This is a genomic window from Bradyrhizobium sp. SZCCHNS3016 (genome assembly GCF_032484535.1).
GTDB lineage: Bacteria > Pseudomonadota > Alphaproteobacteria > Rhizobiales > Xanthobacteraceae > Bradyrhizobium.
Genome location: NZ_JAUETE010000012.1, coordinates 65,096 through 89,370, shown reverse-complemented (window position 1 = coordinate 89,370; position 24,275 = coordinate 65,096). Strand labels below are relative to the sequence as shown.

Sequence of the window (24,275 nt, the reverse complement as noted above, 5' to 3'; positions counted from 1 at the left end):
GAGAACGCTGGCGCTCAGCCGCGTGGGCTGTTTGACAATCACATCAGAACTACAGGCTCGGCGCCACTATCTCGCAAACGACCGCGACGGCGCCACATGCAGCGCATAGGCATCGGCCGCCTCGCTGACGCGCGGATAAAGTTCGGTCACCAGCGGATCGTGGCCCGGAATGAAGCGGTCGGGATGCCCGGCGAGGCGCTCGATGATCTCCCAGCCCTGGATCATGTCGCCGATATTGAGCACGATCGGAAACGGGCTGCGGCGCTGCAGATTGGCGTAGTAGTGCGCGGCGTCGGAGGCGAGCACGACCGGGCCGCGCGCGGTCTCGACGCGCACCACCTGCAGCCCGTCGGAATGGCCGCCGACCCGGTGCACGGTGACGCCGGGCGCGACCTCGCCGTCGCCGTTGTGGAAGGTGACGCGGTCGCCATAGATGTGGCGCACCATGGTGGTCACGTGCTCGACGGTGAACGGGTAGCGCAGCATGCCGTTGCACATGCAGCGGCCCGTGGCATAGGCCATCTCGCGCTCCTGCAGATGAAAGCGCGCGTTCGGGAAGCGGTCGAGATTGCCGGCGTGATCGTAGTGCAGATGGGTCACGATGATGTCGCGGATGCCGCCCGCGTCGACGCCGAAGGAAGCGAGCGCGTCGATCGGATCGCGCGTCAGGGTGCGGTGGCGGATCTCGGCCTCCGCGGCGTTGAAGCCGGTATCGACCAGGATGTCGCGCCCGTCACGGCGGATCAGCCACACGAAATAGTCGAGATCCTGCGCCGTGGCGTCGTGCGGGTCCGGCTGCAGGAAGTTCATATGCGGCGTGCGCGGCGACATCGTCGCATAGCGCAGCGCGTAGATCTCGGCAGCGTTCCCCATGATGGCCTTCTCGTTGGTTGGGCACGGCCGCCATCGAGCCATCGGCAGGGATGGAGGTCAATCGCGGTGCTCGTCGAACCGGACGGCGCGCTGCCGCGACACAGCGTGAGGCATCTCACATTTCAGGCCATTGGGATCGTTGCATGGTCCACTCGTGTCATGACCCGCAGCTCGCAAGAGGCTCCTGCGGGCGGTCGCCGCCTCAGACGATTCTTCAACCTCTGCAAGCGGTTGACGTGCCGTCACGGCGATTTGATAATGCCTGACGCGTGGGATATGGTCGCCGCGGCGCAAGCTGGACGGCGCCTGATTGCTGACCGCTGGACCGCCATCGTGATGACTTTCCGCCTGCTGTTGCCGCTCGGCCTGATGTTCTCCGTCGCGTTCTCGGCCGTGGTCTCCTGGCCCGCGCGCGCGGCCGGCGACCGTTTCGCGCTGGTGATCGGCAATGCAAAATATCCGGATGCCGAGGCGCCGCTCAAGGAACCGGTCAACGATGCCCGCGATCTCACCGACGAGTTGAAGCGCGACGGTTTCAGCGTCGAGACGCTGGAAAATGCCGGCGGCGACGCGATGCGCCGCGGCCTCGATCGGCTCTATGGCAAGATCAAGCCGGGCTCGGTGGCGCTGCTGTTCTTCTCCGGCTACGGCATCCAGTCGAGCCGGCAGAGCTACATGATCCCGGTCGACGCGCAGATCTGGCAGGAGGCCGACGTGCGGCGCGACGGCATCGGCCTCGAGCAGGTGCTGCAGGAGATCAACAGCCGCGGCGCCGGCGTGAAGATCGCGCTGCTCGATGCGTCCCGGCGCAATCCCTATGAGCGCAGGTTCCGCACCGCCTCGGCCGGCCTCGCGCCGGTCATCGCACCGAGCGGTACTTTGGTGATGTATTCGGCGGCGCTGTCCGCTGTCGTGACGGATGGCGGGCGCGATCGCAGCCTGTTCGTGCAGGAGCTCCTGAAGGAGATCCGCGTTCCCGACCTCACCGCCGAGGAGACGCTGAACCGCACCCGCGTCGGCGTCACCCGCGCGTCGCGCAGCGAGCAGGTGCCGTGGATCTCGTCGTCGCTGGCGGAGGACTTCTCCTTCGTGCCGGGCAATGGCGTCAGGCCGACGCCGCCGGCCGAGAGCAGTGTCGCACCTGCACCTGCGCCGACCCCGACACAGGTCGTGGTGGCGCCGCCGGTACCGTCACCGCTGCCGCCGGCTCCGCCCGCGCCGCAGCCGACGCCGGTGCAGAAGGTGGATACCCCGCCGCCCGCGCCGCCGGTTGCTCCAGCGCCGCCGGCGCCATCTCCTGTGATCGCGAACGTGGCGCCCGCCGCTCCGGCTGCGCCCGCGGCCCCCGCCGCTCCGGCAGCGCCTGCGCAGGATCCGTTCGCCGACGATCCGACGATCAAGAGCCTGAGCGCCAAGATCGCGGCCAATCCGGAGGATGCCGGCGCGCTGTACCGGCGCGGCCAGGTGTATGCGAGCAAGGGCGCCTACGCGCAGGCGATCCGCGATTTCGACGACACCATCCGGATCAATCCGAAGGACGTCGAGGCGCTCAACAACCGCTGCTGGGCCCGCACCGTCGTCGGCGAGCTGCAGCCTGCGCTGCGCGATTGCAACGAGGCGCTGAGGCTGCGGCCGAATTTCGTCGACGCGCTCGACAGCCGCGGGCTGGTCAACCTCAAGAGCGGCGCGGTCAAGAACGCACTCGCCGATTTCGATGCGGCGCTGAAGATCAATCCGCGCCTGACGTCATCATTGTACGGCCGGGGTCTCGCCAAGCAGCGCAACGGCGCCGCGCAGGAGGGTGCGCTCGACATCGCCAACGCCAAGGCGATGGACCCCAACATCGCCCGCGAGTTCGAAGCCTACGGCGTGCGCTGATTTGTTGCGCGCGTCGGCCGGCCGGCTCGAACCATGCGGCAGGCCGGACCGACATAACAGCGAACAGCCGGGTGTCGCGAGCGGGCCTTCGCGGCGGAGACCGGGATGATCAGTTCGCGTGAGGAGGGATGGCAATGACCGCACCGAAAACGAATTCGACCAGGACCGCCGGCCTGACGGCTCTCCTGGCCGTGACAGTTCTGAGCGCAGCCGCGTCGCTGAGCGCGATGCCGGCCTTCGCCGCCGATGATGTCAGCGAGGATCAGATCGTCCGCGCGTTGGCCGGGCCGAAGAGGCCGCTGACCCGCGGACTGTCGATGTCGCCGCCGTCCGAGGCCGCGCCTGCGATCGCGCCGGAACAGGACAAGTTCCTGCAGAGCATTCGCGGCCGCTCGACGCGCTCGCTGTCGTCAGCCGAGCGCGAGGAGATCGCGGCGGTCGCCAAGACCAAGCCGAACATCGATCTCGAGATCACCTTCGACTACAACTCCGCCAACATCAGCCAGAAGTCGCTGCCGTCGGTGCAGGCGCTCGGCCGGGCACTGACGAACGCCGAGCTGAAGGGGTCGACCTTCGTCGTCGCCGGTCATACCGATGCCGCCGGTGGCGAGGCCTACAATCAGGATCTCTCCGAGCGCCGCGCCGATTCGATCAAGCGCTATCTGGTCGAGAAGTTCGGCATCGCCGGCGCCGACTTGGTGACGGTGGGCTACGGCAAGAGCAAGCTGAAGGATCCGAGCCAGCCGCTCGCCGAGGTGAACCGCCGCGTTCAGGTCGTCAACATGCAGAGCAAGACGGCGGCGGCCAAGTAGCGCCGCGTCCATCAAGCGCCGTCGGGGGTCGCGTGGCCGGAGATCGAAGTGAACGGATGCGTCCCGCAGGATTGTGGGGCGCATCGCCTTGTCGGAGCGCCCCGCGCCAAATTCGCAGCATCCATAACCCGCATCTCGCGCCGACCGGATCCCCCTGCCGATGAAGCTGCCAAAATCCCTCAAGTCCGCGGCCAGCGCGGTCGTCTTCGTGGCCCTGTTCGCCGGCTATTACTGGTATGAGCATCGTCCCCATCACGCTGCCGAGGAACCGCCGATGCAGGCCCAGGTGCTGGTGACCAAGGCGGTGAAGGCCTGCTTCTCCGATCTGGTGCGCGTCACCGGCTTCGTCATGGCCCGCCGCGAGGCGGTGGTCGGCGCAGATCAGGAAGGCTCGCGGGTCATCGACGTTCTGGTCAAGGAGGGCGACACCGTTACCGAGAACCAGGAGTTGGCGCGCCTGACGCCGCCACCGCCGCAGCCGGGAGCGCCAGCGGCGGCCGCGAACCGGCCGGTGTCGCTGCGTGCGCCGGCCGCAGGACTCGTCACCGAGGTCCGCACGATCGCCGGTGCGCCGGCCTCGCCGCAGGCCGGTCCGATGTTCCGTATCGCCGTCAACAACGAGCTGGAGCTCGACGCCGAAGTTCCGAGCATTCATCTCCTGAAGCTCGGCGCGGGCGCGCCGGTGCGCATCACCCGTGACAACCTTCCCGACATTGTCGGCCGTCTGCGCGTGGTGGCACCGCAGGTCGACCGGACCACCCAGCTGGGCCATGTCCGCATCGCGCTGACCAGCAATCCGTCGCTCAAGCCCGGCATGTTCGCGCGCGCCAATATCGATGCCCGGCGGAGCTGCGGCGTCGCCGTGCCCAACACGGCAATCGATCATCTCACCATCCAGGTCGTGAAGGGCAACACGATCGAGACCCGCCGGGTGCGGGTCGGCCTGGTGTCGGATACATCGAGCGAAATCCTCGACGGTCTGACAGAGGGTGAAATCGTGGTGGCCGACGCCGGCAGCTCGCTGCACGATGGCGACCAGATCAAGACCATGTTTGCCGAAGACATCGATCGCACGCGGGTACGCTGATGGCACTGAATATTTCGGCATGGTCGATCCGGAACCCACTGCCGTCGATCCTCTTCTCCATCATCCTGCTGATCCTGGGCTGGATGAGCTTCACCAAGCTCGCGGTCACGCGGCTGCCGAACGCCGACATTCCGGTGATCTCGGTCGCGGTGGCGCAATTCGGCGCGGCGCCGTCGGAGCTTGAATCCCAGGTCACCAAGATCATCGAGGACGGCGTCTCCGGCGTCGAGGGCGCGCGCCACATCCAGTCGCTGATCACCGACGGCCTGTCGGTGACGACGATTACGTTCGCGCTCGAGACCAACACCGATCGCGCCATCAACGACGTCAAGGACGCCGTGACGCGGGTGCGCTCCGACCTGCCGCAGAACGTCACCGAGCCGCTGATCTCGCGCGTCGACAAGATCGGCCTGCCGATCGTCACCTATGCGGCGATCTCGCCGGGCAAGACGCCGGAGCAGCTGTCGTTCTTCGTGGACGACGTGGTCAAGCGCGAGCTGCAGGGCGTGCGCGGCGTCAGCCAGGTCGAGCGCATCGGCGGCGTCGAGCGCGAGATCCTGGTCTCGCTCGATCCCGACCGGCTGCAGGCCATGGGCCTCACGGCGGTCAATGTCAGCCAGAGCCTGCGCGGCACCAATGTCGACGTCGCCGGCGGCCGCGCCGAGATCGGCAAGAACGACCAGGCGATCCGCACGCTTGCCGGCGCGAAAACGCTGAACGAGCTGTCCAACACGATGATTCCCCTGTTCGGCGGCGGCGAGGTCCGGCTCGCCGATCTCGGGACGGTCACCGACACGATCGCCGATCGCCGTACCTTTGCGCGCTTCAACGGCGAGCCGGTGGTCGCGCTCGGCATCAAGCGCTCCAAGGGAGCCAGCGACGTGGTCGTCGCGGCCGCGGTGCAAAAGCGCATCGACCAGGTGAAGGCCGCCCATCCCGACGTCGATCTGAAGCTGATCGACACCTCGGTCGAGTTCACCAAAGGCAACTACGAGGCCGCGATCTCGACCCTGTTCGAGGGCGCGATCCTGGCCGTCATCATCGTGCTCCTGTTCCTGCGCGACTTCAGGGCCACGGTGATCGCGGCGATCTCGCTGCCGCTGTCGATCTTCCCCGCCTTCTGGGCGATGGACATCCTCGGCTTCTCGCTGAACATGGTCTCGTTCCTGGCGATCACGCTGTCGACCGGCATTCTCGTCGACGACGCCATCGTCGAGATCGAGAACATCGTGCGCCACATGCGGATGGGGAAGTCGCCCTATCGCGCCGCGCTCGATGCCGCCGACGAGATCGGGCTCGCGGTCATCGCGATCAGCCTCACCATCATCGCGATCTTTGCACCGGCGAGCTTCATGTCCGGCATCGCCGGCCAGTTCTTCAAGCAGTTCGGCATCACCGTCTCGGTGCAGGTGTTCTTCTCGCTGCTGGCGGCGCGCTTCGTCACGCCGATGCTGGCGGCCTACTTCCTCAAGCATCACGACCATGACGATCCGCCGCCCGGATTCATCCTGCGTGCGTATCAGCGCATCGTCACATGGTCGGTGAAGCACTACTTCGTCACGGTTCTCTTGGGCATCGGCATCTTCGCAGGATCGATCTGGAGCACGACCCTGCTATCGCAAGGGTTCCTGCCTGCCCAGGACGCCGCGCGATCGCTGCTCGCGATCGAGCTGCCGCCAGGCGCGCAACTCGCCTACACCGAGAAGGTCACCGAGGACATCGTCGCGCGCCTGCGCAAGCGGCCCGAGGTCCGCAGCGTGTTCGTCGACGGCGGCCGGCTTCAGGGCGCGATGGAGGTTCGCCGCGCCGGGATGATCGTCAACTACACGCCGAAGACCGAGCGCAAGATCACCCAGAAAGAGCTCGAGCTCGAGATCACCAAGGATCTCGAAACCATTCCCGACATCCGCTTCTGGTTCACGGACGAAAACGGCTTGCGTCCGATCAAGCTGGTGCTGACGGGCTCGGATCCCAAGCTGGTCGACAACGTTGCGAGCGAGCTCGCCTCGCAGATGAAGCGGATTCCGATCATCTCCAACGTGGTGTCGGACACTTCGCTCGACCGGCCGGAGTTGCGGGTGCAGCCGCGCGCGGATCTGGCGGCACGTCTGGGCGTGTCGACCGAAAGCCTATCGCAGACCATCCGCGTCGCCACGATCGGAGATGTTGGACCTGCGCTGGCGAAGTATGACGCCGGCGGCCGGCTGGTCCCGATCCGGGTGCAGCTCGAGGACGCGGCGCGCAGCGACGTGAAGATCCTCGAACAGTTGCGGGTGCCGCTCGGGCAGTACGGCGAAAAGGGCGGCGTGCCGCTGGCGGTGGTCGCCGACATCAAGCTCGACCAGGGGCCGACCAGCATCAGCCGCTACGATCGCGGGCGACAGGCCACCGTCGCCGCCGACCTCGTCGGACTGGCGGCGCTCGGCGACGCCACCAAGCAGATCGACGAGCTGCCGGTCAGAAAGAGCATGCCTGCCAGCGTCAAGCTGATCCCGTCCGATGATGCCGAAAGCCTGAACGAGCTGGCCTCCGGCTTCATCACGGCGATCACCGCTGGCTTGATGATCGTCTACGCCGTGCTGGTGCTGCTGTTCGGCACCTTCCTGCAGCCGATCACGATCCTGTTCTCGCTGCCGCTGTCGATCGGCGGAGCGATCGGCGCGCTGATGCTGACGGGCAAGCAGCTGACCATCCCGGTCTATATCGGCATGATGATGCTGATGGGCATCGTCACCAAGAACGCGATCATGCTGGTGGAGTTCGCGGTCGAGGCGATCCATGCCGGGATCAGGCGCGACGAGGCGATCATCGATGCCGGCATGAAGCGGGCGCGTCCGATCGTGATGACCACGATCGCGATGGTCGCCGGCATGATGCCGAGCGCGCTCGCGGTCGGTGCCGGCGGCGAGTTCCGCTCGCCGATGGCGCTGGCGGTGATCGGCGGGCTGGTGTTCTCGACCGTGCTGTCGCTGTTGTTCGTGCCGGCGATGTTCCTGGTGATGGACGATGTCGGCGCGTTGTTCGCCCGGCTCGGCCGCAAGCTGATCGTCTCCTCCGGCGATGCCGCCGACGAGGCGCAGTCTGGCCATGGGCCGGAGGCGGGGCATCAGCCAAAGCCGCCGCCGTCGGCGATGTCGCCGGCTGCGGAATGAGATGACGTGCTTGGAACGAGCTGTTTCAGTTCGCGGTCGAGGGCGTACGGCGGCGGGCGCTGAGATCGTGGGCCTCGCTCGGCGTGCTCTCGAGCGGCGCGGCGGTCTCAGGCGGAACGATCAGGGCAACGAAGCCCTGGCTCGCGCCCTCCAGGCCGAACAGCTTGGTCCGGAGCGTGAAATCGGCCCGCACCGAACGTCGCGCCTGCGCCGCCGCGGCTTGCATGCCCGAGATGCAGGAGATGTCGGAGTCGTAGCACAGCGCCGCCCAGCCCTGCGCGGTCAGCACTTTGGACGGAGGCTGCAGCTCGTGCGGGTGCACCAGCGCCATTTCATAGCGCGGATGGTCGGGACTGTAGAACGCAGCGGCAAAAGCAAGGCCGTCATCGCCGCCGACGGCGGGAAGAATGCCGTTCGACGCCGTCCGCCACAGGCGGTCGAGCTCAGTCACGGCCGGCTCATAGAAGTTGCGGCCCTCGTTCAACGGAACGTAGTTCCGGTACAATGCATGGAGGGGCGCCACGACAGTGGCCGCGAATGCCGCGATCGCGATCGTCGCCGCGGCGAGATTGATCGTGATGTCGCGGGGAGCGTGATAGCTCGCGCCGCACACGATCACGATGACGAACAGGAAGATGCCCTGCAGGCCCCACAGCGGCGGCATGTCGGTGCCGAACACGACCGAGACCAGCGCGGGGAACACAATGGTCCAGATGCTGATTGTCGCCAGCAGCCGGAGCCCAGGTTCGAGGCTGAGCGCATCGTTCAGCACGCGGGTGGGGCGAGGCCGCGTCATGGCGAGCCATATGAGGCCGGGGATACCGGCGATGCCGGCCATCGCCAGCAGGAAACCGCTGCCCTCGACCAGGGCGGCCCCAGCGGTCTTGCCGACGTGATGCTCGATCGCATGCGAGAACGGCTGGGCGCCGGTCGTGGCCAGCCAATAGATGTGAGGTGCGAGCGCGGCCAGGCCGGACAGCGCCGCGATCCAGGGCGCGGACGAGGTGAAATAGGCGCGACGCTCGCCGTGACACAACGCTGCGACCGCAAAGCCCGCGATCAGGAAGACCGCGTAGTACTTGCCGAGCATGGCGAGTGCCGCGGTCAGGCCGGCCGCGACGGCCCAGCCGACGTGACGCGTCTCGAACGAGCGCAGGAAGCACCACGTCGCCAGCGGCCAGCTCGACAGCAGCACGGCGTTGGCGTTGAAGCGCTGCGCATGCAGTTGATAGACCGGCAGCAGCATGAGCAGCAGCAGTACGACCAGACGTTTGTCACCGCGCGCGAAACGCCGGGTGATGAGGTCGACGGCCCAGAGGCCGACGGCCGCGTTGGTCAGCGCCAGCAGGTTGAACGACCAGTTGGTCAGCGGAAACACGGTGGTCCAGGCCCACGCCGCCCAGCCCATCAGCGGCGGATGCTTGGTCGAGCCCCAGTCGAAGCTGCGTCCGAGCGACCAGGTCTCGATCACGTCCTGGTGGAGATCGCCTCCCAGATAGGCGATCGAGAAATACACCATCCAGACCGCGACGAACCCGACGATCAAGGCCGGAACGGCCCAACCATCCTCCACGGCGTCGATCCAGATCGTGAGCGCTCTGCGCCAACGGCCAACCGAACCACTGGCCTCGATCGCGATCGCCGGCAACGCAAGACTCATGACTTTACTTCCAACCACGCTCGCCTGGCGCGTAAAACTCCACCCCCGCGCGCCGGAGCGCGCGATCTCATGGAGTTCTCCGCTGCCGGATTGAACCCTGTTAGAATTGTTAAAAAGAGTTCATGTCGCAAATTGTGAGGCGTGGTGGCCCAATTGCGATCATGTTTGGCCGATGCTGATACGAAACGATGCACGACGGGCAGTTCCCGCCATGGACTGGACCCGCAATCGACAAATTCACGGCGAGCGACGCTGCGCGCTCGCCGCGCTCGGCCAACTAATCGTTGCGTGCGATCGTGTTCAGCTTGGTCAGGTCATGCAGCAGGATGCGGCCGCGTTGCAGATCCAGGATCTTGTCCTTGCGCCAGGCCTGCAACTGGCGGTTCACGCTTTCACGCGCCGCGCCGACGAAGACGCCAAGCTGTTCCTGCGAGATATGAACCTCCGAGCCGAAATCCTCCGCCAGCGCGCACAGCCGGCGTGCCAGCCGGACCGGCAGCGGCTGCAGCACCGATTCCTCCATTCGCTCGCTCTGCCAGCGGATGCGCTGGCACAGCAGCTGAATGATCCTGATTGCCACCTTGGGCTCGCGCTCCAGGAAGCTGAGGAAATCCTCGCGGCGAAGCACGAACAGCTCGGACGCTTCACCGGCCGTGGCGTCCGCCGTGCGCTCCTGCCCGTCGAGCACGGCGACCTCGCCGAACAGATCGCCGGGTCCCATGAAGTTGAGGGTCAGCCGGCTGCCGTCGGTGGCGCCGGTCTCGATGCGAATTTGGCCGCGCCGCACCCCGAACAGGGCATTGCCGGGATCGCCCTTCTGGAACAGCACCTCGCCCGACGACAGATGCTGGGTGTGGCAGAGGCTCGAGATTCGCTGCAGCTCGTCCGCGCCGAGGTCGGCGAACATCGGGTTCATCTTCAGAATGACCGCAAATTCGGCCTGCTTGCTCATCACTATACCTTCGGCAGTGGTTCAAAGCCCGAGTTACAGAATCCGCCCGGGCGGAAGTGTGTCATAAGTCACATAATGGCGCACGCGCTCACGACTATGTTGGTCGCTCTCGGAGCGGTCTTCGTTCCGAGAAAAATTCGGATTGAACCGGGTCGGCGTTGCCGCACGCTAACCCGTGGAGACCGCTCGCGCCTTGCGCTTGGGACATCGACATGAAGGCATTGAAGATCGCAGGCGGTTTGACTGGCGCCGTCATCGTCGTGCTCGCTCTGGCGCTCGCTTTTGGACTTCCGGCGAGCTTCCTCACGGTCGCCATTCAGGACCGCGTCGAGCGCGACACCGGCTATCGCCTGAGCATCGCCGGCTCGGCGAGCGTCAGCCTGTGGCCGTCGCTGCATGCGACCCTGACGGACATCACCCTGCAGGATCCGAAGGAGCGGGACGGCAACAATCGGTTGACGATCGGCAAGCTGCAGGCCGACGTGGCGCTGTCGAGCCTGTGGTCCGGCCGGACCGACATCGGCGAGATCATCATCGACAAGCCCACACTTTATCTGCCGCTGCTGCGCGAACGGCTGCGGGACAACGCGCCGCGCAGCCGTGCCTCGGCGAAGTCGGAAGCGGCGCCTGCGGTCCGGATCGAACGGGTCACCGTCAGGGACGGCGCTGTCATCTTCTCGAACCCGCGCGACCGCGTCGAGAATCGTCTCGCGGGCATCGGCGCGACGGCGTCTCTGTCCGACGGCAAGGTCAAGATCACGGGCGTGGCCCGTGCCGGCGACCGCCCGGTGACGTTCGACGTCACGGCGGCGGCGCCTGCACTGCCAATTGACCGCCAGACGCTGCCAGTCGACTTCAAGATCGACGTGGCCAATGCATTTCGCGGAGTCCTTGCTGGCCGCGCCGACGTTCGGCTGAATGGCCCGGTGGTGATGATCAACGGCCTCAGCGGTACGCTTGGCGATGGCGATTTCAACGGCTGGGCCTCGGTCGATCTCGCGAGCAAGCCGCTGGTGAAGGTCGATCTCGACGTTCGCCGGCTCGACTTGGGAGCGCCTGCGGGGCAGGGCTCTGCCGGCGCGTCGGGATGGAGCACGGCGGCAATCGACTTGCGCGGTCTCAACTACGTCGACGCGCGCGTGAAGCTGTCGGCGACGGATGTCGTTCTCTCCGGGGCTCGCCTCGGTCCGCTCGATCTCGAAGCCTCGCTGGCCGGCGGCCTGCTGAAGGCGACCGTCGCCAATCTCGGCGCCTATGAGGGGCAGGCCAGCGGCGAGGTCGTGATCGACGCCTCCACGGGCAATCCGGCCTATGCGATGCACTGCGATCTCGTCGGCATCCGCGCGCTGCCGCTGCTCTCGAGCGTCGCCGGATTCGACAAGCTCGATGCGCGGATGCAGGGCAAGCTGGCCTTGCGCTCCAGCGGCGCCAGTCAGCAGGCTCTCATGAGCAACCTGAGCGGTTCGGCGTTCCTGCTGTTCCAGGACGGCGCGATCCGCGGCATCAACGTCGCGCAGATGATCCGCTCATTGACGGCCAATCCGCTGTCGGGATGGCAGGATTCGAAGGAGCTGACGACCGATCTCACGCAGCTCTCGGCCTCGTTCCAGGTCGAGCGCGGGCAGGCCGCCACCAGTGACCTCAACCTGGTCGGACCGCTGGTCAAGGTCACCGGTGCGGGAACGATCGATCTCGGCAATCGGGCGCTGGCGATGCGCGTCGAGCCGAAGCTCGTGATGACGACCGAGGGGCAGGGCCGCACCTCGGAGCCGGTTGGCCTCGGGATTCCCGTTGTCATCGACGGCCCCTGGAGTCAGCCGCGCTTCTATCCCGACATCGCCGGCATCCTCGACAATCCGGATGCTGCCTACGCCAGGCTCAAGCAGATGGGCCAGGGCCTGTTCGGCAAGGACGGAGCCGGGCTGAACAATCTGATCAACGGCATCGGCGGCCTCATCGGAAATGCTGCGCCCAACGCCGGTTCGAACGGCGCGCCATCGACGGTGGCTCCGAACGCGCAGGCCCCGGCGGCCGGCCAATCCGACCTGCTCGGCGGCGATCTCGGATCGGCGATCGGCAATCTGATTCAGCAAGGGCTGCAGCAGGGCGCGCAGCCGCAGGCCAAGGGCCGCGGCCGTACGCTGGTTGCGCCCCAGGGCGGCGCTGTTCCGCCGTCTTCGGGCGATGCCGGCCAGGGCTCGGCGGAGGCCGCCCCCGCCGAGCCTCGGCAGGACGGCGCGCAGGACAGTCAGCCGATGAACGATGTATTGAAGCGTATCTTCAATAGGTAATATAGAACCGTGTGAGCAATCGAAGCCGCGGTGATCTCCTCCGCACGGCGGAGGGGGGTGAGGGCCAACCGCGCAAACGATGGCCGGCGCGGGTGCGCACTGCACGCGCGGCTCTGCTTGTCATTCTGTGCTAAACGGATGCCGGCGACGGACCGTCTCGCACCCGCACGGTCCCGTCTCCGAGGTGTCGCTGCCGCGAGGACGGCAGCGGACGCGCTTGTCCGAGGCTGACCTCGGCGATGACGCGCGTGAGGGGTCCGGATGAAAGAGGTCGAGGATAGAGGCTGGTCGTTGCGGCAGGGCCTGTTCGCCAAATATGTCGTGTCGCTGGTCGGGCTCGTCGTGTTCGTCCTGGCCGTGAATGGCGCGACCGAAACCTGGATCAGCTATCAGTCCACCAAGGCGAGCCTGATCGCCGCCATGGCCGAAAAGGCCGACGCCAGCGCCCGGCGGATCGATCAGGCGCTCTCGGATCTGCAGCGACAGATCAGCTGGGTGACGAGGGCGAGCGCCAATACGCTGGAGCTCCGCCGCGCCGACTATGTGCAACTGCTGAGCCAGGCGCCGGCCGTGCGGCAGCTCTATCAGCTCGACGGCCAGGGTCGCGAGCAGCTCCGGGTCTCACGCACCTCGATCGCGTTCTCCTCGGGCAACGATCTGTCGCGCGACCTGCGCTTCACCGACACGCTCACGCACGGCAGCAATTTCTCCGCTGTGACCTTCAAGGGTGCGCAGCCGACGATGTCGATCTCGGTCGCGCATTCCGGCTTCAATGCCGGTGTGACCGTGGCCGACATCGACCTCGACTTTCTAGAAGACTTCATGACCGAGGCGCAGATCGGCAAGGTCGGCACCGCCTACGTGGTGGATCCGCGCGGCCAGGTGTTGGCGAGCTCGGCGAGGGGGCCGGCGGTCGGTCAGGACCTCTCCAAGCTGCCGCAGGTCGCGGCGGTGCTCACGCCGGATGGCCAGCCGCTGGCCTCCGGTACGGACAGCACCGGCCACGCCGTGCTCTCGGCGGTCGCGACGCTCCCCAAGCTCGGCTGGTCCGTGTTCTTCGAACAGCCTACCGCGCACGCATTGGCGCCGATCCGCGATCAGCTGTTGCGCGGTGCGCTGTTGATTGCGCTCGGTCTTGCCGTTGCGATCCTCGCGGGCTCGCTGCTGGCGCGACGCATGCTCGTCCCGATCACCGCGTTGCGCGCCGGCGCGCGCAAGCTCGGCGCCGGAGATTTCGCCCATCGCATCGAGGTGAAGACGCATGACGAGCTGGAGGAGCTCGCCGATCAATTCAACAGCATGGCCGGCCAGCTCGCGCAGTCCTATGCCGTGCTGGAAGCCAAGGTCGAGGAGCGTACGCGCGATCTGGCTCAGTCGATCAATGAGCTGAAGGTGCTCGAGGAGGTCGGCCGCGCGGTGGCCTCCTCGCTCGATCTCAATGCCGTGCTGCCGACGGTGGCGGCCCGGGCGCTGGAGATCACCAAGACCGACGCCGTGCTGATCTATTCTTACGATGCCGCCGAACGCCGCTTCAGGCTGGTCGAGGCCAAGGGTGTCGAGCGGGACGGCGCGCACAATGTGCTCGACGAGCGGACGAGCCTGCTCTCCGACTCCGTGCGCAGCGGTGAGCCGATCGCGATCGCCGAGCTCGAAAGCGCACCCGATCACCCGCTGCGTGACGTCGCGGTCGCCGCCGGTTTTCACGCCGTGCTGTTCACGCCGCTGGTCGATCAGCAGGGCGTGCTCGGCGCGCTCGTGGTGCTCCGCCGGTCGGCCGGTACGTTCCCGCCGAACCTGATCGGACTGATGCGAACGTTCGCCAACCAGGCCGTGCTGGCGATGCGCAACGCACGACTGTTCACCGAGGTCGATCAGAAGGGCCGCGAGCTGGCGCTGACCCACGCAACGGTGCAGCAGCAGGCCGAAAAGCTCACCGAGCAGACCGAGCAGCTGCGCGAATGGAACAAGTCGCTCGAGGAGCGCGTCGAGAAGCAACTGGCGGAGATCGAGCGGATCAGGCGGCTGGAGCGCTTCCTGGCGCCACAGGTGGCGCAGATCATCGCGTCGTCGGACGGCCATGATGCGCTGCTGGAAAGCCACCGCCGCGAGGTCACGGTGGTGTTCTGCGATCTGCGCGGCTTCACAGCGTTTACCGAGACGACCGAGCCCGAAGAGGCGATGAACGTGCTGCGCGAATATCACGCCGCGCTCGGCAAGCTCATCTTCAAATATGAGGGCACGCTCGATCGCTACGCCGGCGACGGCGTGATGATCCTGTTCAACGCGCCGATCCCGTTCGAGGATCACACCAGGCGCGCGGTGAAGATGGCGCTCGAAATGCGCGACGAGATCGGCCAATTGACGGAGCGCTGGAAAAATCGTGGCCACAGCCTGGGGTTCGGCGTCGGCATTGCGCTGGGGTATGCGACGCTCGGCCAGGTCGGCTTCGAGCACCGACTCGAATACGCCGCGATCGGCAGCGTCACCAATCTCGCCTCGCGGCTGTGCGACGAAGCCAAGGCAGGCCAAGTGATCGTGTCGCGCCGGGTGTTCGGCGTGGTCGAACAGTCGGTCGATGCCAGGCCGATCGACGACCTGCATCTCAAGGGCTTCAATCACCCGGTGCTGGCGATGGAGATCCTGCGCTGGCGTGGGGAGGGCGCCGATGTGGTTGAAGTCGAGGAGCGGCGGCGATCGTCGGCGACTAACAAGTAGGGCGGGCTAAGGCGTGCGGCGCCTTGCTCGTCGTCGACGGCAGTCTCGCGCGCCCCCGTGCCCATCGCTGTCGTTTGACCAAGGATGTGGGCACCGGTCGCCTTCGGCGCTTTGCCCACCGGACGAAGCGCGGCTCAATAGGCCTGCTTCGCATCGGCTTCCTCGCTAGTCTGGATCAGGTCCAGGCTCTCCTCGATCTTGCCGATCAGGCGGTCGAACGTCTTGCGCTCGTCTGCCGACAGGCATGCCATGATTTCGCGCTCGCGCTGCTGCAAACGCGGAATCAGCTCCTCGTAAAGCGTCTTGCCCTTACGTGTCAGGCGCAGGCGGAACTCGCGGCGATCCTCGGCGTTCTCGACGCGCTCGATCAGCCGCCGCTCCAGCAACGACGTCACGGCCCGGCTGATGGTCGATTTGTGCGTGCGGGTGCACGCTGCGACATATTGCGCGCTGCAGGCCTCGCGGCGGAAGCCGAGCGTCGCCAGCACGCGCCATTCCGGAATGTCGAGCCCGTAGCGCTCCCGATATTCGATGGCGAGCGCCGCGCTGACCTCGGCGGCCAGACGGTTGAGCCGGAATGGCGCGAACTTGAACAGGTCGAGCCGCTCGTCTTCCTGCGGCACTGCCGCATTTCGGTCATCCTCGACCGGCTTCGCCTGCCGCCTGGACGCCGCGGTAGATGGCTTCGCCAAAATCGCGCTCCGATTTTTGAGTTGACGCGGCCGAAGCCGTCGGCTTTAGAATAGTTGCAGGTGAGACTATCTGGCAAGACGGCCGAATGGCCTCACCCGAGGAAATGTCGGTCGCTTCGAAAGTCCAAGAAAACCACAAGGCGAGCAAGCCATGGTGCAGGCCAATCCGGGGCGGGGCGCGAGCCAGGCGAAGGTTCAGTTCGGCTATCATCGGCACGAAGACCAGGATCAGGCCACGCCGGCCGCGCATCCGGTCGTCGTTGTAGGTGCGGGTCCGGTCGGGCTGTCGTTCGCCATCGATCTTGCGCAGCGCGGCCATGCGGTCGTGGTGCTCGATGATGCCGATCGTATCGGTGAGGGCTCGCGCGCGATCTGCTTCTCCAAGCGCTCGCTGGAATATTGGGATCGCCTCGGCGTCGGCGACCGGATGGTCGACAAGGGCGTGGTGTGGAACGTCGGCCGCATCTTCCACGGTCCGTCCGAGCTCTATCAGTTCAACCTGCTGCCGGAGCCCGGGCACAAGCGGCCGGCCTTCATCAACCTGCAGCAGTTCTACGCCGAGGCCTATCTGGTCGATCGCGTCAACGCGCTGCCGGAGATCTCGCTGCGCTGGCGCAACAAGGTGACGGCGCTGGAGCAGCGCAACGATCATGTCGTGCTGACGATCGAGACGCCGGATGGCCCCTATCGGCTGTCGGCGCAATACGTGATCGCCTGCGATGGCGCGCGCTCCTCGCTGCGCCAGATGGTCGGCGCGGGTTTTTCTGGCAAGGTGTTCGAGGATCAGTTCCTGATCGCCGACGTCAGGATGACGGCTGAATTCCCCACCGAGCGCTGGTTCTGGTTCGATCCGCCGTTCCATGCCGGGCGCTCGGCGCTGTTGCACCGGCAGCCGGACAATGTCTGGCGCATCGACCTGCAGCTCAGTCGCTATGCCGATCCCAACGTCGAGAAGCAGCCGGAGAATGTGCGGCCACGGATCGCGCGCATGCTCGGCCATGATCAGTTCGAATTCGAATGGATCTCGCTCTACAAATTCCAGTGCCGGCGCATGGAGCGCTTCATTCATGGTCGCGTCGTTTTTGCCGGCGATTCCGCCCATCAGGTCTCGCCGTTCGGCGCGCGCGGTGCCAATTCGGGGCTGGAGGATGCCGAGAACCTGGCCTGGAAGCTCGATCGCGTGCTGCGCGGTACCTCGCCCGCGGCGCTGCTCGAAACCTATCATCTGGAGCGAAGCGCAGCGGCCGACGAAAACATTCGCGAGTCCACGCGGGCGACGGATTTCATGGCGCCGAATTCGCACCAGGAGGCGCGGCTGCGCAAGGTGGTGCTCGCGCTCGCCAGGGACACCGAATTCGGCAAGCGCATGGTCAATGGCGGCCGGCTGTCGGTTCCCTCGGTCTACCAGACGCCGCTATCGACCGAAGACGACGAGGTTTGGCACAGTGGCCCTCGTCCGGGAACATCGATGCCGGACGCGCCGCTTGAGACGGCAGACGGACGGCACCTTCATCTCACCGATGCATTCAATGCTCAGGGCCGGCGTTTCACCCTGCTGTCCTTTGCCAATGGTGAGGCGATCGATGTGCCCGACGATGTCGGTGTCGTCAGCATCGGCGGTCCGAATGGACTTGCCGATGGCGAGGGTTTCGCGGGCAAGCGTTACGGGGCCGAACCCGGCACATCCTATCTGCTGCGTCCGGACGGCTATGTCGCGGCGCGCTTCCGGCATCCGCGCCGCGCCGCGATCGCGGCGGCGGTCGCACGCGCCTCCGGCCTGAGCTGAGGAGCCGCAACGATGACACTCTCGACCGCTTCCAATTTCGCCAAGCCCGACGATGCCTTTCGCGCCATCGTCGAAGCCCATCGGGGCCTCTCGGACCTCGAAAGCGCCGACCTCGATGCGGCATTGGTCCTGATCCTCGCCAATCACATCGGTGACATCGGTGTGCTGCGCGAGGCGATCACGCTGGCGAAACGCAGCATGGCCGATACCGGTCAACAGCAACAACAGCAGCAGCAATAGCCTGCTGCGCAGACAGGGAATGAACTGATGGCGAAGGGTTTCGCATCCACCACCGATCTCGCCGAGAAGAAGATCACTTTCTCCGAGATCGGCCCGGATCTCTATGCATTCACTGCAGAGGGCGATCCGAATTCGGCGGTCATCGTCGGCGACGACGGCTGCATCGTGTTCGATGCCCAGGCGACGCCGGCGATGGCCAACAAGGTGATCGAGCGCGTCAGGACGGTGACCGACAAGCCGATCAAATATGTCGTGCTGTCGCACTACCACGCGGTGCGCGTGCTCGGCGCCTCGGCCTATCACGCGCAGGGCATTGTTGCGTCGCAGGAGACGCGCCGGCTGATCGTGGAGCGGGGACAGCAGGACTGGGACTCCGAATACGGCCGCTTCCCGCGCCTATTCCAGGATGCCGAGAGCATTCCCGGCCTGACCTGGCCGACGCTCACCTTCGAAGGCGAGATGACGATCCATCTCGGCAAACGCGAGGTCCAGCTCATCCAGCTCGGCGCCGGCCATACGTCCGGTGACATCGTCGCCTGGGTGCCGGATGCCGAGGTGATGTTCTCCGGCGATCTCATCGAATATCACTCGGCCTGTTATTGCGGCGATGCCTATTTGCGCGAATGGCCGTCGACCCTGAACGAGATCCGCGACTTCAATCCCAAGGCGATCGCGCCCGGCCGCGGCGACGCGCTGAAGGGCGAGGCCACGGTGCGCGAAGCGATCGCGATGACGCGCGACTTCGTCTCGTCGTTGTATGGCGCGGCGGAGATGTCGGTCGCCAAGGGACGCAGCCTCAAGGAGTCCATGGCCGCCACGCGCGAAGTGATGGATCCGAAATTCTCGAGTTTCGCCATCTATGAGCACTGCCTGCCGTTCAACGTGTCGCGTGCCTATGACGAAGCCAGCGGCATCGACGATCCCGTGATCTGGACCGCCGAGCGCGACCGCGAGATGTGGGCCCGCCTGCAAGGAGAAGGATGATGAACATCAACACATCGCCTGACCAGCTGCACCGCGCGTCGGGACAGGTCACGCCGGGCTACATGTCCGGCTTCGGCAATTCGTTCGAGACCGAGGCGCTGCCGGGCGCGCTTCCGATCGGCCGCAACTCGCCGCAGCGCTGCGCCTACGGGCTCTACGCCGAGCAGCTGTCTGGCTCGCCGTTCACCGCGCCGCGCGGCTCCAACGAGCGCTCCTGGCTGTACCGCATCCGGCCCTCGGTGAAACACTCCGGCCGATTCGTAAAGGTCGATGCCGGGTTGTGGCGCACCGCGCCGTGTCACGAGCAGGAGATCACGGTGCAGCAGCTGCGCTGGGATCCGACGCCGCTTCCGGCAGGCGATGTGACGTTTCTGCAGGGTGTGCAGACCATGACCACGGCCGGCGATGCCACGACCCAGGCCGGCATGGCGGCGCATGTCTACGTCATCACCAAGTCGATGGTCGACCAGCACTTCTACGATGCCGACGGCGAGCTGATGTTCGTGCTGCAGCAGGGCCGTTTGCTGTTCGTCACCGAGTTCGGCCGCATCGACGCCGAGCCTGGCGAGATCGTCGTGATCCCGCGCGGCGTCAAGTTCCGGGTGGAGATTCCGGCGGGACCGGCACGTGGCTATCTCTGCGAGAATTATGGCGGCGCCTTCACCTTGCCGGAGCGCGGCCCGATCGGCGCGAATTGTCTTGCCAATGCGCGCGACTTCCTGACGCCGGTCGCCTCGTATGAGGACAAGGACACGCCGACCGAACTCTACGTGAAATGGGGCGGCGCGCTGTTCAAGACCGAGCTCAGGCACTCGCCGATCGACGTCGTTGCCTGGCACGGCAACTACGCGCCGTATAAATATGACCTGCGCACCTTCTCGCCGGTCGGCGCCATCGGCTTCGATCATCCCGATCCGTCGATCTTTACCGTGCTGACATCGCCGTCGGAAACCGCCGGCACGGCCAACATCGATTTCGTGATCTTCCCCGAGCGCTGGATGGTGGCCGACAACACCTTCCGCCCGCCGTGGTACCACATGAACATCATGTCGGAGTTCATGGGCCTGATCTACGGCGTCTATGACGCCAAGCCGCAGGGCTTCGTGCCCGGCGGCATGAGCCTGCACAATTGCATGCTGCCGCACGGGCCAGATCGCGAGGCGTTCGATCACGCCAGCAATGGCGAGTTGAAGCCGGTCAAGCTCACAGGCACCATGGCCTTCATGTTCGAGACGCGCTTCCCGCAGCGGATCACCAAGCACGCTGCGGAGTCCGGCACCATGCAGAGCGACTACGCCGATTGCTGGAACGGGCTGGAGAAGCGGTTCGATCCGAACCGGCCTTGAGTTCGCTGTCATTCCGGGGCGCGTCGAAGACGCGAACCCGGAATCTCGAGATTCCGGGTCTGGCCCTGTCGGGCCATCCCGGAATGACGATCGAGAGAGTGTGCCGCCTTTCATGGGAATAGAAGCTTGCCCCATCCCAACGATCCCTCGCTCCGCTCCTTCATCCCGGTCGATCCGGCCTCGGACTTCCCGATCCAGAACCTGCCCTACGGCGTGTTCTCCGCCGCCGACTCGCCGAAGCCGCGCGTCGGCGTGGCGATCGGCGACGTCGTGCTCGACCTCGCCGTGCTCGAGGACGAAGGCCTGCTCGATCTGGCGCCGGCTTATGAGGTGTTCGCGCAATCCTCGCTGAATGCCTTCATGGCGCTCGGCCCCGCCGTGTGGTCGAAGACGCGGGCTGCGATCAGCGCACTGCTGCGCCACGACAATCCGCGGCTGCGTGACGACAAGCCGCTGCGCAGCCGGGCGCTGCTGCCGCGCTCCGACGTTACGCTGCATCTGCCGTTCCATGTCGCCGGCTACACCGATTTCTATTCGTCGAAGGAGCACGCCACCAATGTCGGCGTCATGTTCCGCGGCAAGGACAATGCGCTGCAACCGAACTGGCTGCACATGCCGATCGGCTATAATGGCCGCGCCTCGACCGTGATCGTCTCCGGCACCAAGGTGCGCCGGCCGCACGGGCAATTGAAGCCGCCGAGCGCCGACGTGCCGAGCTTCGGGCCGTGCAAGCGGCTCGACTTCGAGCTCGAGATGGGCGTCGTCATCGGCCAGTCGTCGCCGCTCGGCGAGATGCTGAGCGAGGCGCAGGCGGAGGCGATGATCTTCGGCTTCGTGCTGCTCAACGACTGGAGCGCACGCGACATCCAGCAATGGGAATATGTCCCGCTTGGGCCGTTTCAGGCCAAGGCGTTTGCGACGTCGATCAGCCCGTGGGTGGTGACGCGGGAGGCGCTGGAGCCGTTCCGCGTGTCGGGGCCAACGCAGGATCCGACGCCGCTACCCTACCTGCAGCAGAAGGCCGCGCAGAACTACGATCTCTCCCTCGACGTGGCCTTGCGTGCCTCCGGCAGCAACGCCGCGCAGACCATCGCGCAGACCAATTTCAAGTACATGTACTGGTCGAGCGTGCAGCAGCTGATGCACCACGCCTCCTCCGGTTGCGCGATGAGCGTGGGCGATCTCCTCGGGTCCGGCACGATCTCCGGCCCGGAGAAGCATCAGCGCGGCAGCCTGCTGGAGATCAGTTGGAATGGTACCGAGCCGGTCGAGCTCGCCGGCGGCGTGAAGCGCACGTTTCTCGAGGACGGCGACTCTCTGGTGATGCGCGGCTGGTGCCAGGGGCAGGGCTATCGCGTCGGCTTCGGCGAGGTCGAAGGCACGATCGTAGCGGCCGTGTGATGCGAGCTGCCCTTGGCTGAGCTTTCGATGCACGATGTCACGTCGTGGTTATCGATTCCGGGCTCGCGCTGCGCGCGCCCCGGAATGACGAGGAGAGAGGTCAGCGCTCTTCCGGCGCGACGTTCTTCACGCCTCCGACGAACGCCGCGACCTCCTCCGCCGCATATTTCAGATGCACGCGCTTGTCCGACGGCAGCTGTTTTGCGACGCAGGCCCCTGGCCGCCACTCGCGCGACGGCCGGATCGGCCGTGGCGCAAAGCCGCCGCCGCAGTTCGGGCAGACGTTGAACAGCTTGGTCTCGACGCAGTCGGTGCAGAAGGTGCATTCGTAGGAGCAGATGCGCGCGTCCGTTGCTGCCGGTGGCAGGTCTTTGTCGCAATATTCGCAGTTCGGGCGAAGCTGCAGCGCCATGTTCGTCTCGCAGATGTTGGAATGATGTGACTGTCGCAAAAGCCGCGACGGTGTTGAATGGCGCAATTCCCTCGATTTGCGCCACGTCGTCAGCCAGCAGACAGCGACGCCAGCGGCAGCTTCGCGCTCTCCTTCAGCCGGTCGAGCACGATCGACGACCGCACATGCGCCACGCTCTGGTGTGGCATCAGCACATTGTTGACGATGTCGGACAGGCTCTTGAGGTCGCGCAGCACGACCTTGAGCAGATAATCGGAGTCGCCGGTCAGCGCGTAGGCCTCCTGGATGTCGTCGACGCGGTTCACCAGCGCACGGAATTTCTGCGCGTTGTCGGGCGAATGCGTCGCCAGGGTGATCTGGATGAAGGCGATCAGCTCGAAGCCCAGGGACGTGCCGGATAGCTGCGCGCGATAGCCCGCGATGACGCCGTCCTCCTCCAGCCGCATCCGCCGGCGCGAGCATTGCGAGGCCGAGAGCCCGGCGAGGTCGGCCAGCTCCTGGTTGGTGAGCCGGCCGTCGTCCTGCAGTGCGGCGAGGATGCGGAGATCGAAACTGTCGACGAAAATCATGCGTGAGATCCTCAAAATGTGCACGGATCGTGCATATCTGGGCGGAAATGACAATGGTTTGCATGCCCCATGCATGACTTCTCGACGAGACTGGCCGCAATCCGGCGTCATTGCGAGGAGCGGAGCGACGAAGCAATCTAGACGTCGTTCTCAGCCCTGGATTGCTTCGCTTCGCCGCTTCGCTCGCAATGACGACGGCTCTCGTTGAACAGGAGCTTCCCATGGGTCCATTTCCGCACGATGCGCCGCCTGCCACCATCTCCACCGAAAACCCGATGGGCACGGACGGCTTCGAGTTCGTCGAATATGCGCACCCCGAAGCAAGCGAGCTGCACGCGCTGTTCAAGCTGATGGGCTTCGCCGCGGTCGCGCGCCACAAGACCAAGGCGATCACGCTGTACCGCCAGGGTGACATCAACTACCTCGTCAACGAGGAGCCGGGCAGCCACGGCCACGACTTTGTCGCCGCGCACGGGCCGTGTGCGCCGTCGATGGCGTTTAGGGTGGTCGACGCGAAGAAGGCCTATGCGCGGGCGATCGCGCTCGGCGCCGAGCCGGCCGATCTGCCGCCGGCCCAGAAGACGCTGGACGTGCCCGCACTCAAGGGCATCGGCGGCAGCCTGCTCTATCTCGTCGATCGCTACGGTGCCAAGGGCTCGGCCTATGATCTCGAATTCGGGTGGATCGGCGAGCGCGACCCGCGCCCCATCGGCTCCGGCCTCTACTACATCGATCACCTGACCCACAACGTGCATCGCGGTCGCATGGACGTCTGGGTCGGCTTCTACGAAAAACTGTTCAACTTCCGCCAGATCCGTTTCTTCGACATTGAGGGCCGCGCCTCCGGACTGTTCTCGCGTGCGCTGACCAGTCCCGACGGCAAGATCCGGATTCCGATCAACGAGGATGCCGGGGATTCCGGCCAGATCGAGGAGTACCTTAAGATCTATCGCGGCGAGGGCATTCAACACATCGCCTGCGGCGCCCGCGACATCTACGCCACCGTCGAGGGCCTGCGCGCGTCGGGCCTGCCGTTCATGCCGTCGCCGCCCGAGACCTATTTCGAGCGCATCGAAGCGCGCCTGCCCGGGCATGGCGAGGACGTCACCCGCCTCAAGCGCAACGGCATCCTGATCGACGGCGAGGGCGTGGTCGATGGCGGCCACACCAAGGTGCTGCTGCAGATCTTCTCGGCCAATGCCATCGGCCCGATCTTCTTCGAGTTCATCCAGCGCAAGGGCGACGACGGGTTTGGCGAAGGCAACTTCAAGGCGCTGTTCGAGTCGATCGAAGAGGATCAGATCCGCCGCGGCGTGCTGAAGGTGGAAGCGGCGGAGTAGGGGAAGTCTGTCGGCTCGTCATTGCGAGGAGCAAAGCGACGAAGCAATCCAGGGGCCCGACCCGGCCCTGGATTGCTTCCGCCTT

At 65.8% G+C, this 24,275-nt stretch carries 18 protein-coding genes; 12 read left to right on the top strand and 6 right to left on the bottom strand.

The window, feature by feature from the left end:
- Positions 1-66: 66 nt before the first annotated feature.
- The gene (locus QW881_RS22335) at positions 67-873 is read right to left on the bottom strand and encodes an N-acyl homoserine lactonase family protein (RefSeq protein ID WP_315757232.1); all 807 of its coding nucleotides are present in this window, start codon (positions 871-873) and stop codon (positions 67-69) included.
- A 336-nt stretch (positions 874-1,209) separates the two neighbouring features.
- Between QW881_RS22335 and QW881_RS22330 the strand changes: the two genes are divergently transcribed.
- The 4 genes from QW881_RS22330 to QW881_RS22315 all read left to right on the top strand — a co-directional run bounded on the left by QW881_RS22330 (position 1,210) and on the right by QW881_RS22315 (position 7,802).
- Entirely contained in the window at positions 1,210-2,751 is a 1,542-nt protein-coding gene (locus QW881_RS22330) for a caspase family protein (protein WP_315757274.1), read from the top strand.
- A 134-nt stretch (positions 2,752-2,885) separates the two neighbouring features.
- The gene (locus QW881_RS22325; RefSeq protein ID WP_315757233.1) at positions 2,886-3,563 is read left to right on the top strand and encodes an OmpA family protein; all 678 of its coding nucleotides are present in this window, start codon (positions 2,886-2,888) and stop codon (positions 3,561-3,563) included.
- 160 nt (positions 3,564-3,723) lie between these two features.
- Positions 3,724-4,650, top strand: a complete 927-nt coding sequence (locus QW881_RS22320; RefSeq protein WP_316158708.1) for an efflux RND transporter periplasmic adaptor subunit — start codon at positions 3,724-3,726, stop codon at positions 4,648-4,650.
- Entirely contained in the window at positions 4,650-7,802 is a 3,153-nt protein-coding gene (locus tag QW881_RS22315) for an efflux RND transporter permease subunit (protein WP_315757235.1), read from the top strand. Before QW881_RS22320 ends, QW881_RS22315 begins: the two co-directional genes overlap by 1 nt.
- Positions 7,803-7,827: 25 nt before the next feature.
- On the opposite strand, the gene QW881_RS22310 is transcribed toward QW881_RS22315, so the two are convergent.
- Together QW881_RS22310 and QW881_RS22305 are read right to left on the bottom strand one after the other, a co-directional pair.
- Positions 7,828-9,462 carry a glycosyltransferase family 39 protein gene (locus tag QW881_RS22310; RefSeq protein WP_315757236.1) on the bottom strand — a complete coding sequence of 545 codons (1,635 nt, stop codon included), beginning with the start codon at positions 9,460-9,462 and terminating at the stop codon, positions 7,828-7,830.
- 277 nt (positions 9,463-9,739) lie between these two features.
- On the bottom strand, positions 9,740-10,414 hold the full coding sequence (locus QW881_RS22305) for a Crp/Fnr family transcriptional regulator (RefSeq protein WP_315757238.1): 675 nt from the start codon (positions 10,412-10,414) through the stop codon (positions 9,740-9,742).
- 212 nt (positions 10,415-10,626) lie between these two features.
- Between QW881_RS22305 and QW881_RS22300 the strand changes: the two genes are divergently transcribed.
- Together QW881_RS22300 and QW881_RS22295 are read left to right on the top strand one after the other, a co-directional pair.
- Positions 10,627-12,705 (top strand): AsmA family protein, encoded by a 2,079-nt coding sequence (locus tag QW881_RS22300; RefSeq protein ID WP_315757240.1) that lies wholly within the window; start codon positions 10,627-10,629, stop codon positions 12,703-12,705.
- 261 nt (positions 12,706-12,966) lie between these two features.
- On the top strand, positions 12,967-15,420 hold the full coding sequence (locus QW881_RS22295) for an adenylate/guanylate cyclase domain-containing protein (RefSeq protein ID WP_315757242.1): 2,454 nt from the start codon (positions 12,967-12,969) through the stop codon (positions 15,418-15,420).
- A gap of 134 nt (positions 15,421-15,554) precedes the next feature.
- Here QW881_RS22295 and QW881_RS22290 read toward each other — a convergent pair whose 3' ends face one another.
- The gene (locus QW881_RS22290) at positions 15,555-16,112 is read right to left on the bottom strand and encodes a MarR family winged helix-turn-helix transcriptional regulator (protein WP_315757243.1); all 558 of its coding nucleotides are present in this window, start codon (positions 16,110-16,112) and stop codon (positions 15,555-15,557) included.
- 151 nt (positions 16,113-16,263) lie between these two features.
- Here QW881_RS22290 and QW881_RS22285 point away from each other — a divergent pair, with 151 nt between their 5' ends.
- The 5 genes from QW881_RS22285 to fahA all read left to right on the top strand — a co-directional run bounded on the left by QW881_RS22285 (position 16,264) and on the right by fahA (position 21,869).
- Complete coding sequence (locus QW881_RS22285) at positions 16,264-17,898, top strand: FAD-dependent oxidoreductase (protein WP_315757244.1); 1,635 nt, start codon at positions 16,264-16,266, stop codon at positions 17,896-17,898.
- Positions 17,899-17,910: 12 nt separating this feature from the next.
- Positions 17,911-18,138, top strand: a complete 228-nt coding sequence (locus QW881_RS22280) for a DUF2783 domain-containing protein (RefSeq protein WP_315757245.1) — start codon at positions 17,911-17,913, stop codon at positions 18,136-18,138.
- A gap of 27 nt (positions 18,139-18,165) precedes the next feature.
- The gene (locus QW881_RS22275) at positions 18,166-19,122 is read left to right on the top strand and encodes an MBL fold metallo-hydrolase (RefSeq protein ID WP_315757246.1); all 957 of its coding nucleotides are present in this window, start codon (positions 18,166-18,168) and stop codon (positions 19,120-19,122) included.
- The gene (gene hmgA / locus QW881_RS22270; protein ID WP_315757247.1) at positions 19,122-20,468 is read left to right on the top strand and encodes a homogentisate 1,2-dioxygenase; all 1,347 of its coding nucleotides are present in this window, start codon (positions 19,122-19,124) and stop codon (positions 20,466-20,468) included. The genes QW881_RS22275 and hmgA overlap by 1 nt, the downstream gene beginning before the upstream one ends.
- A 126-nt stretch (positions 20,469-20,594) precedes the next feature.
- On the top strand, positions 20,595-21,869 hold the full coding sequence (gene fahA / locus QW881_RS22265) for a fumarylacetoacetase (protein WP_315757248.1): 1,275 nt from the start codon (positions 20,595-20,597) through the stop codon (positions 21,867-21,869).
- Positions 21,870-21,969: 100 nt separating this feature from the next.
- Here the strand turns inward: fahA and QW881_RS22260 are convergent, their stop codons facing one another.
- A complete protein-coding gene (locus tag QW881_RS22260; RefSeq protein WP_315757249.1) occupies positions 21,970-22,281 on the bottom strand; it encodes a DUF1272 domain-containing protein in 312 nt (103 codons plus the stop codon).
- 89 nt (positions 22,282-22,370) lie between these two features.
- Positions 22,371-22,850, bottom strand: coding sequence for an Lrp/AsnC family transcriptional regulator (locus QW881_RS22255; protein ID WP_315757250.1), 480 nt, complete (start codon positions 22,848-22,850; stop codon positions 22,371-22,373).
- A 221-nt stretch (positions 22,851-23,071) separates the two neighbouring features.
- Here QW881_RS22255 and hppD point away from each other — a divergent pair, with 221 nt between their 5' ends.
- Entirely contained in the window at positions 23,072-24,190 is a 1,119-nt protein-coding gene (gene hppD, locus QW881_RS22250; RefSeq protein WP_315757251.1) for a 4-hydroxyphenylpyruvate dioxygenase, read from the top strand.
- Positions 24,191-24,275 lie beyond the last annotated feature (85 nt).